This window comes from Micromonospora sp. NPDC051924, from assembly GCF_055586005.1.
In genome coordinates, this window is sequence record NZ_JBVJJA010000026.1 from 1 (window position 1) to 11,740 (window position 11,740).

The 11,740-nt window shown below is 73.9% G+C and carries 10 protein-coding genes; 7 read left to right on the plus strand and 3 right to left on the minus strand.

Going from position 1 to position 11,740, the window contains the following annotated elements:
• Positions 1-197 precede the first annotated feature (197 nt).
• Both ACZ6S5_RS20855 and ACZ6S5_RS20860 read left to right on the plus strand, forming a co-directional pair.
• A complete protein-coding gene (locus tag ACZ6S5_RS20855) occupies positions 198-707 on the plus strand; it encodes an FBP domain-containing protein (protein ID WP_466002774.1) in 510 nt (169 codons plus the stop codon).
• A 215-nt stretch (positions 708-922) separates the two neighbouring features.
• Entirely contained in the window at positions 923-1,972 is a 1,050-nt protein-coding gene (locus tag ACZ6S5_RS20860; protein WP_466002776.1) for a zinc-dependent alcohol dehydrogenase family protein, read from the plus strand.
• Here ACZ6S5_RS20860 and ACZ6S5_RS20865 read toward each other — a convergent pair.
• A complete protein-coding gene (locus ACZ6S5_RS20865) occupies positions 1,931-3,418 on the minus strand; it encodes an amidase (RefSeq protein ID WP_466002778.1) in 1,488 nt (495 codons plus the stop codon). The genes ACZ6S5_RS20860 and ACZ6S5_RS20865 overlap by 42 nt on opposite strands.
• Positions 3,419-3,650: 232 nt before the next feature.
• Here ACZ6S5_RS20865 and ACZ6S5_RS20870 point away from each other — a divergent pair, with 232 nt between their 5' ends.
• The 3 genes from ACZ6S5_RS20870 to ACZ6S5_RS20880 all read left to right on the plus strand — a co-directional run bounded on the left by ACZ6S5_RS20870 (position 3,651) and on the right by ACZ6S5_RS20880 (position 5,612).
• Positions 3,651-4,061 carry an RlpA-like double-psi beta-barrel domain-containing protein gene (locus ACZ6S5_RS20870; protein ID WP_466002780.1) on the plus strand — a complete coding sequence of 137 codons (411 nt, stop codon included), beginning with the start codon at positions 3,651-3,653 and terminating at the stop codon, positions 4,059-4,061.
• Between the two features lie 15 nt (positions 4,062-4,076).
• On the plus strand, positions 4,077-4,673 hold the full coding sequence (locus tag ACZ6S5_RS20875; RefSeq protein WP_466002782.1) for a cell wall protein: 597 nt from the start codon (positions 4,077-4,079) through the stop codon (positions 4,671-4,673).
• A 72-nt stretch (positions 4,674-4,745) separates the two neighbouring features.
• A complete protein-coding gene (locus ACZ6S5_RS20880) occupies positions 4,746-5,612 on the plus strand; it encodes a MauE/DoxX family redox-associated membrane protein (protein WP_466002784.1) in 867 nt (288 codons plus the stop codon).
• A 300-nt stretch (positions 5,613-5,912) separates the two neighbouring features.
• Here the strand turns inward: ACZ6S5_RS20880 and ACZ6S5_RS20885 are convergent, their stop codons facing one another.
• Positions 5,913-6,611 (minus strand): TioE family transcriptional regulator, encoded by a 699-nt coding sequence (locus ACZ6S5_RS20885; protein WP_466002910.1) that lies wholly within the window; start codon positions 6,609-6,611, stop codon positions 5,913-5,915.
• A 78-nt stretch (positions 6,612-6,689) separates the two neighbouring features.
• Here ACZ6S5_RS20885 and ACZ6S5_RS20890 point away from each other — a divergent pair, with 78 nt between their 5' ends.
• Together ACZ6S5_RS20890 and ACZ6S5_RS20895 are read left to right on the plus strand one after the other, a co-directional pair.
• Entirely contained in the window at positions 6,690-7,820 is a 1,131-nt protein-coding gene (locus ACZ6S5_RS20890) for an erythromycin esterase family protein (RefSeq protein ID WP_466002786.1), read from the plus strand.
• A 175-nt stretch (positions 7,821-7,995) separates the two neighbouring features.
• Positions 7,996-9,339, plus strand: coding sequence for a glycoside hydrolase family 18 protein (locus ACZ6S5_RS20895; RefSeq protein WP_466002788.1), 1,344 nt, complete (start codon positions 7,996-7,998; stop codon positions 9,337-9,339).
• A gap of 21 nt (positions 9,340-9,360) precedes the next feature.
• Here ACZ6S5_RS20895 and ACZ6S5_RS20900 read toward each other — a convergent pair whose 3' ends face one another.
• Entirely contained in the window at positions 9,361-11,634 is a 2,274-nt protein-coding gene (locus tag ACZ6S5_RS20900) for an FUSC family protein (RefSeq protein ID WP_466002790.1), read from the minus strand.
• Between the last annotated feature and the right edge of the window lie 106 nt (positions 11,635-11,740).

Consider the following 11,740-nt stretch of genomic DNA (forward strand, 5'->3'; position numbering starts at 1 on the left):
CCCCCCCCCCCCCCCCCCCCCCCCCCCCCCCCCCCCCCCCCCCCCCCCCCCCCCCCCCCCCCCCCCCCCCCCCCCCCCCCCCCCCCCCCACCGCAGGCGCCGGTCGGTTACGTCGCTCACACCGGTTCCCGGATCCCCGTGCCGCGGGCCGGAAAAGCGGATGCCTCGCCGGTGCGGGACGACCTAGCTTCGCGGTCATGCAACCACTCGATGAGAAGGACATCCGGCAGTCCTTCGTCAACTGCAGCAAGGGCGAGGCGAGCCGGATCCGGATGCCCCCCGGCTTCGCCGAGAGCGGGGTGCCCTGGGCCGACCTGGACTTCCTCGGCTGGACCGACCCCGGCGCCCCGCTGCGGGCGCTGCTGGTCGTACCCGGCGAGGACGGGCTCACCGGCGTCGTGCTGCGGCGGCCGGAGCCCCGTAGGCAGAACACGGTGCGGTCGAGCATGTGCCGGATCTGCCTCACCGATCACGCCTCCTCGGGAGTGGCGCTGTTCGTCGCGCCGCTGGCCGGGGCGGCGGGGCGCAAGGGCAACACGGTCGGCGAGTACATCTGCGCCGACCTCGCCTGCTCGCTCTACGTACGGGGCAAGCGGCAGCCGAAGATGCGGCTGGTCCGCCGGGAGGAGACCCTGACCCTCCAGGAGCGGATCGACCGGGCGATGGCCAACCTGACGGCCTTCACCGACCGGGTCGCGGTGGGCTGACCGGCGCCCGTTCCGCTCGACGGGCGGAGCCCGCGCCGACGCGACGACCGGGAGAGACGGCGAGCTGATGAAACGCGCACCGAGTGGCGGCACAAGACGCGGCCCCGCCGGCCGCGATGTCGCGGCCGGCGGGGCCGAATCCGCGTGACCGGTGCCGGTCACCCCCGTCGGGGGTCTGTGCCGGGCCGCACCCCTGGCATGTGAGGATGCGGCGCATGCGTGCCGTGATCTTCGACGAGTTCGGTGCCCGACCGCAGGTCCGCGACGTTCCGGACCCCGAGCCGCCGGCCGGAGGCGCGGTCGTCCGCGTCGAGGCGACGGGCCTGTGCCGCAGTGACTGGCACGGCTGGCAGGGACACGATCCGGACATCCGGCCGCCGCACGTACCCGGGCACGAGTTCGCCGGGGTGGTCACCGCGGTCGGCGTCGGCGTCCGCAACTGGCGGGCCGGCGACCGGGTCACCGCGCCCTTCGTCTGCGCCTGCGGGCAGTGCCCCGCCTGCCTCGCCGGCGACCAGCAGGTCTGCGAGCGGCAGACACAGCCGGGCTTCACCCACTGGGGCTCCTTCGCCGAATACGTGGCGGTCCGGAACGCCGACGTCAACCTGGTCCGGCTCCCCGACGAGCTGGATTTCCCGACCGCGGCGGCGCTGGGCTGCCGCTTCGCCACGGCGTTCCGGGCCGTGGTCCATCAGGGGCGGGTGGCCGCGGGCGAGTGGGTGGCGGTGCACGGCTGCGGCGGGGTGGGACTCTCCGCGGTGATGATCGCGGCAGCGTGCGGCGCCCGGGTGGTGGCTGTCGACGTCGCCCCAGGCGCGCTCGACCTCGCCAGGAGCTGCGGCGCGACGGTCTGCCTGGACGGCAGTGCCCGTACCGGGCCGGGCGCGGTGGCCGCGGCCGTCCGGGAGGTGACGGGCGGCGGCGCCCACCTGTCCCTCGACGCGCTCGGCAGTCCCGCCACCTGCGCCGCCTCGATCGAGAGCCTGCGACGGCGCGGACGACACGTGCAGGTGGGCCTCCTGCCCGCCGCCCAGGGCCGCCCGGCCCTGCCGATGGAGCGCGTGATCGCGTACGAGCTGGAGCTGCGGGGCAGTCACGGCATGCCGGCGCACGCCTACCCCGAGATGCTCCGGCTGGTCACCGGCGGGGTGCTGCGCCCCGGCGAGCTGATCACGCGCACCATCGGCCTCGCTGAGGTGCCCGACGCGTTGGCCGCGATGGAGCTACCGGCTCGCGGCGGGATGTGCGTCATCCGCCCCCGCTGAGCGGCGACCCGCCGGAGGCACCGCGAGGCCGTCACCGGCCGAGGGCAGCACCGGGTCGATCGGGGTGAGGACGCCACCGGCGTCCTCGACGGCCTGTGCCGCCGCGAGGGCCGTGAGGTCGCCGAACCGGCGGGCCGTGAACTGCGCGCCGACCGGCAGTCCGTACGCCGTCCCGCAGGGAACGACGGCCGCCGGCAGGCCCAGCAGGTTGGCCGGCAGCAGCGGCCGGAGCAGGTCGAGCGCGGCACGCAGCCCGTCCAGGGAGGCGATGTCCGCGTCGTGGTGGGGCGGCGGGGTGGCGCCGGCCGGGGTCAGCAGCACGTCCCAGTCCGACAGGAATCGGTGCCAGCGCAGCTCGGTCGCGTGGCGTTCGAGGTGCAGCGTCGTCACGGCCGCGGTGTCGAGCGGCGGAAGCAACTGCCGGGCGTACGTGAGGTAGGCCTTCGAGCCCGCGCCGAGCACGCCCTCCAGGGCGGGCAGCAGCACGCGGAAGTCGTTCATCACCAGCGCGGCCCACAGGTCGACGATGCGCTCGTACCCCGTCGGCGTCGCCTCCTCGACGATGTGTCCGGCGGCGGCCAGCCGGTCGCCGGCGGCCCGGACGGCGGCGGCGATGGCCGGATCGACGTCGCAGCCGGCCGGTTCGGCGGCGACCGCGATGCGCAGCCGGGCGTCCGGATCCGGGGCGGTCAGGGTGACCGGCAGGGCCAGGGGATCGCGCGGGTGCGGCCCGGCGAGCGCCAGGAGCGCGGCCCGGACGTCGGCGACCCGCCGGGCCAGCACGCCCTGGGCCAGCATGAGCTGGTACGTGATGAGCGCCTCCTCCGGCGGGATCGACGAGGCATGCGGCACGAGGCCGGTCGACGGCTTGACGGCCACGATCCCGCAGCGGTTGGCGGGCTCCCGCACCGAGCCGCCGACGTCGTTGCCCACACCCAGCGGCGACATGCCGCTGGCGATGGCGGACGCCTCGCCGCCGCTCGACCCCCCGGCGGTGACGGCGGGATGCCACGGGTTGTGCGTGCGCCCGTGCAGGGACGAGTCGGTGTGCGCGCGCACCCCGAAGTCGGGCATGTTGGTCCGGGCGAAGGGAATCGCCCCGGCTGCCCGCAGTCGCTCGACGACCGGTGCGTCGCGCGGCGCGAGCGCCTCGGCGAACGCGGCGGCGCCGTGGGTGGTCGGGCATCCCGCGACGTCGATGTTCTCCTTGACGGTGACCGGCACGCCGTGCAGCGGGCCCAGGGGCGTCCCGTCCGCCACCGCCCGGTCGGCGGCGACCGCCGCCTCGGTGGCGCTGTCGTCGAGCCGGGCCACGACGGCGTTGAGGTGGCCGTTGACCTCCTCGATCCGCCCCCGGAGCGCGTCGAGCACGGCGAGACTGGTCGTCTCCCCGTTCCGGATCGCGGCGGCGATCTCGACGGCTCCCAGTCGCCACAGTTCCCTCATGCGCGTCCTCCCTGCTTCCGGGCCCGCCTCTCGCCGAGGATCGACCGCCACTGTAGACCAACGGTCGTCGATTGGATACATCCGCGCTCATATCGGATGCACATCGCGTCCGACGTTCCTCCTGTAGGAATTTTTCGCCCAAGGCGTTGACGTCGGTGAATATTCACCACAACAATTGCCATCTATATCGATGCTCATCGCTGTCGATGAGACGCAACGGGAGGAGGTAACCATGGCAGCTCTACGCGGCGAGATGTCGTGGTTCTGCTGCGGCAACGCCTGGGGGCCCTGCGGCTCCACCGGGCACGGCGCCTGCGGCACCTGCAACTCGGGCAACTACCAGCACGCCTGGCCCAACACCTCGGACGCCTGCTTCGCCATCACCCACCCCGACACCTGCGGAGTCAGCATGAGTCGGCGCGGTTGCGGCTTCCGGCACTACACCACCAACCTCTGCAACGGCGCCCGCGTCGGCACCACCATCGCCGACTGCGGCCCGCAGACCGACCTGTTCTGCGGCGAGACCACCTGCTGCGGCTCGGCCTGCGGCAGCAACCGGATCATCGACCTGACGCCGGCGGCGTTCAGCGCGATCGCCAGCCTCTCCGTCGGGCTGCGGCCCTGCTCGGTCGACATCGTCTGAACAGGAGGATCGGCCATGCCTCACACCCTGGACCGTCGACGCCTGCTCGCCACCGCCGCCCTGGGCGGCGTGGTGGGCGCCACCGGGCTCGGATCGCTCGCTCCCGAGGCCGCCTTCGCCGCCGAGGCGGCGACCGTCGAACCCGGCGCGCCGGACCCGAACTTCATCGAGGGCCGGATCAGCAAGATCTCCGGCCACCTGCTGCTGGTCACCGGCTCGGACACCGTGCTGCACCCGATCCGGATCACCGACGGCACGAGCATTTGGAAGCTGCATCCCACCACGTTCGACCAGGTGGCCGTCGGCGACGGGCTCTACGCCCGCGGCGTCCGCCTGCCCGACGGCACGCTCGCCGCGGACTCCGTCTGGGTCAACATCGTCAACCTGCACGCGCACATCGCCGCGGTCGGCCGCAACGTGCTGCACCTCGACCACATGGGCCGGCGGATCGTCGCCCACGTCGTGCCCGGCCGATCCGCCGCGGTCTACAACGGCACACCGGCGGTCAGCGACCTGTCGCTGCTGAAGGTCGGCCGGCACGTCCAGGTGCTCGGCGCCTGGCACCCGGACACCAACGAGATCGACATCGCCACCGTCTACGCCGCCGCTTGACCGGCGCCGCCCGGGCGGCGCGGGTCCGGGCCGCCCGGGCGGCGCCCACCGGCCAACCCGATGGGAGAACCCATGATCGACATGATCGCGGCGCTGCAACCGCCGGTCCTCGGTGCGGTGCTGATCTGGTCCGCGCGCGTCAAGCTGTTCAGCCGGCACGCCGCGGCCGCCGCCCAGCGGTCGGCGCTCACCCGGCTGATCGGGCAGCACCGGGCGCTGCCCGCGTACCGGCTGCTCGGCGGGGTCGAGCTGACCCTCGGGGCGCTGCTCCTGCTGCCACCCGTACGGCGGCCGGCGGCGGCCGCCGCGGCCGTGCTGGCGATCGGCTTCCTCGCCTACTTGACGTACGCCCGCCGCGCCGCACCCACCTCCTCGTGCGGCTGCCTGAGCGCCCGGCCGACCCCGGTCTCCCGCCGCAGCCTGGCCCGGGCCGCGCTGCTCGTCGTGGCGGCCGGACTGGCGGGGCTGGCCCCCGGTGGCTGGCCGGCGGCCCTCGCCACCCGGCCGCTGGCCGGCGGCGCCCTGCTGCTCGCCGAGTCGGCGGTGGTCGTGGCGCTCTCCCCCGAACTGGACGCCGCCTGGCTGCTGCCGCTACGCCGGCTGCGGGCCCGGCTGACCCACCCGCTGCGCGGTGGCTCCGGCCTCCCGCTGCTGGCCACCCTCCAGCAGGTCCAACGCAGCGACGCCTACCGGCGGGTGGCGCCGCTGCTCCGCTCCGACGTGCGCGACCACTGGGACGACGGCGTCTGGCGCTTCGTCGGTCACGCCGCGCTCCTCCAGGGCCGGCCGGTGACCGCGGTGTTCGCCGTGCCCCTGGCCGAGCACGATCCGGACACGGTGCGGGTCGCCCTGGTCGACGACGGCACCGGGCAGACCCTCCTGGCCCTGGCCGGTACGCCGAAGCCGGCCGGCCCCCGACTCGACGTGGTGCCCGCGTAGGGCGAGGGCTCCCGGATCGGGCGGAGCACCGGGCACGGTGGCTCCGCCCGACCCCGGCGATCAGTCGCCGCGACGGGAGCTCGGCGCCGATGTCGATCGGCGGGGGCGAGTTCACCATGGACTACGCGAGGCCGCCGCACGATCAGCCGCAGCAGAACGGGGAACTCCAGAGTCTCTTCGACTCCGGCTGTCTATCACCGTGCTCCGGCAGCCGGACAGCGAATTCGCAGCCGACGCGGCGGGCGCGCGGCCGGGCGCGCACCCTCGGATGACGCGGTGTCCTCATTCTGAAACGACCGGTCAGACAATCGCCGCGAGGCTCAGATAGTGGCTGAGCCGGGAGGCGGCGTCGAGCATGGCGACGCCCTGCGCGGTGAGCCGTCGCTGCCAGTCATCCAGGGCGCGGGAGAGCGTCTCCGTGCCGCCCGCCGTTCGGACCTGCTGGACCACGGTGGCGATGTGGTCCAGCGGATATCCTCCACGTCGCAGCAGGTGGGCCAGCTCGGCGTCGCGGGTGTCACTCGCGCGGAACAGCCGGTAGCCGGTGGCCGGATCGCGTGCGGGGGCGAGGAGGCCGGCGCTCTCCCATTTGCGCAAGGTGGCCGGCGTGACCCGGAGCCGGCGCGCGAGCTCGCCGATGGTCCACCCGCCGGAGCCCGGAGCGTCGTCCGGCCCCGCGGGAAGGTCCAGGATGGCTTCTCGCACCGCGTCGAGCGTGTTCCGGTCGCGCAGCATCTGGCCGTGGCCACGATCGATGACGACCAGCGCGTCGTCGAGCGCGCCATCGCGCAGGGCGTTCATGATCTGGCCGGCGGCCGGGTAGCCGTAGGCCGCGACGAGCGTCAGGTAGGCACGCAGCGCGGCCGCATGAACCTCGGTGTAGACCCGGTAACCGCTGCGCGTGCGCTCGGCGGGCGGGATGAACCCGTCTCGCTCGTAGTTGCGGACCGCCTGGGTCGAGAGTCCGTGCTCGCGCGCAAGGTCGGATGGTCGCACGATTTGAGACTTTACCGCGACGTCGTGCACCGCTCTCCGCCCAAAGTCTCCACCGAAGTTTCAATGGTACGTTTGAGCCACATGAGCCAGGACATTCGCGACTTCGTACCCGAGCCATGTGATCTCCTCGCTTTGGGCGAGCCGACCCACCAGGAGCCCGCTTTCGGCGCGGTCCGCAACGAGCTCTTCGCCCAGCTGGTCGAGCTCGGCTTCCGTTCGATCGCCCTCGAGACCGATCGCGTGGCCGCGCTCGCCGTCAACGACTACGTACTGCACGGCACCGGAAGCCTCGCCTCGGTGATGAGCGAAGGCTTCTCCCACGACTTCGGCGCCTTGGACGCCAACCGGCGGCTGGTCACCTGGATGCGGGAGCACAACCGGAACCGGCCAACGCAGGACCGCCTGACCTTCCACGGTTTCGACGCCCCGACCGAGAACACCAGCGCACCCAGCCCGAGAAGCTATTTCGAGTACGCACGCGACTATCTCCACATCGAGGACCTCGACATCGCGGGCATCGCCGGGGACGACCATCGCTGGAGCCGCGCTGAGGCGATCCTCGACTTCGCCATGTCCATGGGCGCCACGCCCGAAGCCGAGCGGCTGCGAAGGATCGGCGAGGATCTGCTCACGAGGCTTTACGCCGGCGCACCGGAGCTGATCGCGAGGACCTCACGCGCCGAGTGGCTCCGAGCCAGGACGCACCTCGATGCGGGCCTCGGGCTGCTCCACTACCACTGGCAGGCGGCGCAGCCCCTCGGGCAGAGCGACCGGCTCCCCCTCCTGCTGACCACGCGGGACACGTTGATGGCGCGCAATCTGCTCGACATTCGCAGCGTCGAGGCGGGGCGCGGCCCGACGATGCTCTTCGCCCACAACCTTCACCTGCAACGAAACGGGAGCGCCTGGAGCCTGGGAGACATGAGCGCCAACTGGTTCGGCGCCGGGGCCATCGTCGACTCCCTGCGGTTCGAGAGCTACGTCTTCATCGCGGCCAGCCTCGGGCGCAGTGAGGTTCTCCAGCTGGGCGAGCCCGAGCCGGACACCTTCGAGGGTCTCCTGCAACGCCGCATCACCGGCTGGGGGCTGATCCCGGCCACCGAGGTGCCCCCGGCTCGCACGCGCACGGACACCACCCCGCAGCAGGGCTATTTCCCGCTCGACCAGGCGACCGTCGAGGAAGCCGACGCGATCATGCACATCACCGGCTGACGCCGCCACTTCGTACGTCCGATGCGGCGGCCGTGCGGCCGCCGCATCGGACGTAGTTGCCGTTGCCGTTCCGCACCGTCGCCGTAGAGCCCTTGACCAGGCATGACGACCGGCTTAGCTTCATCGATCAGGAAGGTTCCTTTACTAATCTCGCTCCATCCTCGTGGGAGTGCCGATGCGACCATTCCGCCACCGCCGTCTCACCGCCCTCGCCGCCGTGGCCGCCGTGCTGGTCACCGCCGCCCCGCCGACCGCCGCGAGCGCGGCCGGGGACCCGGACCGCCGTGCCGGCTACCACCGGGTCGGCTACTTCACCCAGTGGGGCATCTACGGCCGGGCCTTCCCGGTGAAGAAGCTCGACACCTCCGGGGCGGCGAGCCGTCTCACCCACATCAACTACGCCTTCGGCAACGTCAGCGAGGACGGGCGCTGCTATGTGGACGGTGGCCCCGGCGAGGGGGACGCCTGGGCCGACTACCAGCGCCCGGTCCCGGCGGTGGAGAGCGTCGACGGCGTCGCCGACGCCTGGGGTGAGCCGCTCAACGGCAACTTCGGCCAGCTGGCCAAGCTCAAGGCCCGGCATCCCGGCCTACGCGTGATGATCTCGCTGGGCGGCTGGAGCTGGTCGACGTACTTCTCGAACGCCGCCCGTACCGACGCCTCCCGCAGGGCGTTCGTCGCCTCCTGCATCGACCTCTACCTGAAGGGGAACCTCCCGGTCCTGGACGGCGGCAGCGGCGGCCCGGGCGCCGCCGCCGGCGTCTTCGACGGCATCGACCTGGACTGGGAGTGGCCGAACTGGCCGGGCGAGCCGGGCAACGTGATCCGCCCGGAGGACCGGGAGAACGTCACCGCGCTGCTCGCCGAGTTCCGCCGGCAACTCGACGCGTACGGCCGGGAAACCGGCAGGCACTATGCGCTGACCGCCTTCCTGCCGGCCAACCCGGCCACCATGGACGCCGGATACGAGGGCCGGAAGATTTTCCGCTACCTGGACTTCGCCACCGTGCAGGGGTACGACTTCCACGGCTCCTGGGACGGGGTGACCAACCAGCAGTCGGCGCTGCGGGTCCCGGCCGGGGCGCCGGACAACCCGGACTTCTCCGCCGAGGTGGCCATCGACGGCTGGATCGCCCGCGGCGCGCCCCGCGACAAGCTGGTCCTGGGCATCCCGTACTACGGCCGAGGCTGGACGGGGGTGACCGGAGGTGGGGACGGCCTGTTCCAGCCCGCGGCCGGGCCCGCGCCGGCCACCTTCGAGGCCGGGTCCGAGGACTACCGGCGGCTCAAGACCCTGGCCGGGAACGGCTTCACCGTCCACCGCGACCTCCGCGCCGGGCACGCCTGGCTGTTCGACGGCACGACCTTCTGGACGTACGACGATCCGGTGGTGGTGTGGCAGAAGACGCGCTACATCCGCCGGGCCGGCCTGGCCGGAGCGATGGTCTGGTCGCTGGACGGCGACGACGACAACGCCACGTTGACCAGGACGATCAGCCTCGGGCTCGGGACGCCCTGAGCGTCCGGGAGCCCGTCCCGGTCAGCGCCACCACGGGCGGCCCGCCGCCGCCACCGCCCGCTCCGCGGCGTCGGCCAGGTCGTCACCGACCTGGTCGATGCTGCGGATCCACTCCGTCGCGACCACCAGTGCCAGCACGGAGGTGCCGGCCCGCTGGTCGGCGCGCCAGCGGCCGAGACAGGCCCGCACGGGCGCGCCCAGCTCGGGCAGGGCCGGGCGGGGCGGCGGGCGGCCGGCGCCGCCCAGTGCGTCGGACAGCCGCGCCAACCCGTCGAGCAGGGGCTGCTGGGCCGCCCGGACGGCCGCGGCCGCGTCCGGGCACCGGTCCGCCCGGTAGCCGTACTCGTCGGTCGCGCTCTCCATCAGGCGGGCCGCCAGGGCGAGGTGGTTCGCCCCGGCGAGCAGGACCACCGCGGTCGCGGAATCGAGTGGCCCGGTCGGCCGCTCGGACAGGTAGTCGCCGAGCGCCAGCTCGGCCCGGATGCGCACGCCCAGCGGCACGGGCGGCGGTCGGTCGGCGGTGGCGAGCACCCGGTCGAAGGCGTGCCGGAGCTGCCCGACGGAGGCCCGGTAGTAGGCGGCCGCGCTCCGGACGAACTGCCGGCGCACGCCGCGCGGCCACAGCAGCAGGCTGAGCGCGACGCTGACGGCCACGCCGACGCCGATGTCCGCCAGCCGGATCAGGCCCAGGCGCCAGCCCACCGGAGCGAGCAGGTTGAAGATGATCATCAGGTCGACCGTGAAGGCCGCCTGGCTGAGCAGGAACCGCTGGGAGCCGGCGGTGTACGCGGAGAGGAAGACCGCCACCGGCAGCACCACCCAGAGCAGCACCGGGCGGCCGGTGGCCCCGATCACGAGCGCCGCACCGACGGCGACGCCCACCACGTTGCCGGCAATGGCCCGGGCGACCGAGCGGGCGGTGCCCAGGGCGTTGGTCCGCAGCACCTGCAAGGTGCCCAGCACCACCCAGAATGCGTGCGGCAGGCCCAGCCGCCCGGCGAGCCACACCGACAGCGCCAGGCCCAGCCCCGCCCGCAGGCTGTTCCGCAGTGCGGTCGAGCCCGGCGCGGCGGACGACGCCAGCCAGCGCAGCCGCCGATGCCGGTCCGGCGGGCCGCTCACGGCCTCCGCCACCGGGCCACCGCCGCGGGTGCCGGTGTCCCGCCCGGCCGCGGTGGCGGCGTTCACGGCCACCGCCGTAGCGAGATAGGCCAGCACGCGCAGCGTGTGGTCGACCGCCAGGCCGTCGAGGATCTGCTCGGCGGGCGCCGAGCAGTCCAGTGACCGCCGGGCCCACTCCGTCAGCGCCTGCCGATGGGCCCGCCGGCGCCGTTGCACCGCACCGGCGTCCGGCACCCCTGCGGCGCCCTCGAGGCTGGCGGCGCTGGCGCGCAGGGCGTCCGACACCGCTGCCACCAGCTCGTCCTCGGTCCCGGTCCGGCGGCGGGCGAGGTGTTCCGGCCGGTACGGCGGATGACCGGCAACCCCCACGATCAGCTGCAGGTCACCGACGAGTTCGGCATACGCGCGCAGTTGCCGGCGGGAGCCGACGGACCGGCCGGCCGTGCCGGCGTACCGGCCGCGGGCCGTGGCGACCGCCTGGGCCGCCGCCGCGCGCAGCCGGGTCAACGCCGGATCGGCCGGATCACGCGCCATCGCGTCGACCAGGTCGGCCACCGAGCGGCAGGCCGCGCCGGTGGCCCGGGCCAACGCCAGCGGACCGGCGCGGGGCAGCAGCACCAGGGCGGCCGCGGTCGCGGTGACGCCGGCGAACAGCCACCCCGCCACCCGCATCGGAACCTGCCCGACGGCGGCGGGGAGCGTGCCGGCCAGGACGAACGAGAGCAGCACGCCCTGCCGGGCCGTGCCGACGTGGCCGCCCACCACCACGGCGAGGAAGGTGGCCGTGAACGCCACCAGGAACATCACGGCGGCGACGGCGAGCGACGAGCGGGCCAGCAGGCTGCCCAGCGCGACCAGCACCGCCCCCGCGGCGGTGGCGAGCAGGTAGGAGCGGGTGCGTTCGGCGCGGGTGCCACCGAAGTCGCTCATGATCAGCAGGGCGAAGCCGCCGAACACCGCGAACGTCGCGAAGGACTGGTTTCCCACGACGTACCGCCCGATCGCGAACAGAACCGGCAGCACGATCGCGGCGCGGACCGCGTCCCGCGGCGCGCTCCGCGCGGGATCGGCCAGCGTCGCCACCAGCCGGCGTAGCGGCCGGCCGGTCGGGTCGCCCCGGCCGCCCGGCCCGCCCTCGGCGCCGTCTCGTCGTCCCCCGTCGGGCTCCGCCACGGAGCCCCTGTAGCCAGCAGCGACCGCGCTACACCCCGGAACCGCCGCGGAGCGGCGAGACGTTCGCGCCCCCACCGACGGGGCGGCCCGATCGAGGACCGGAAAC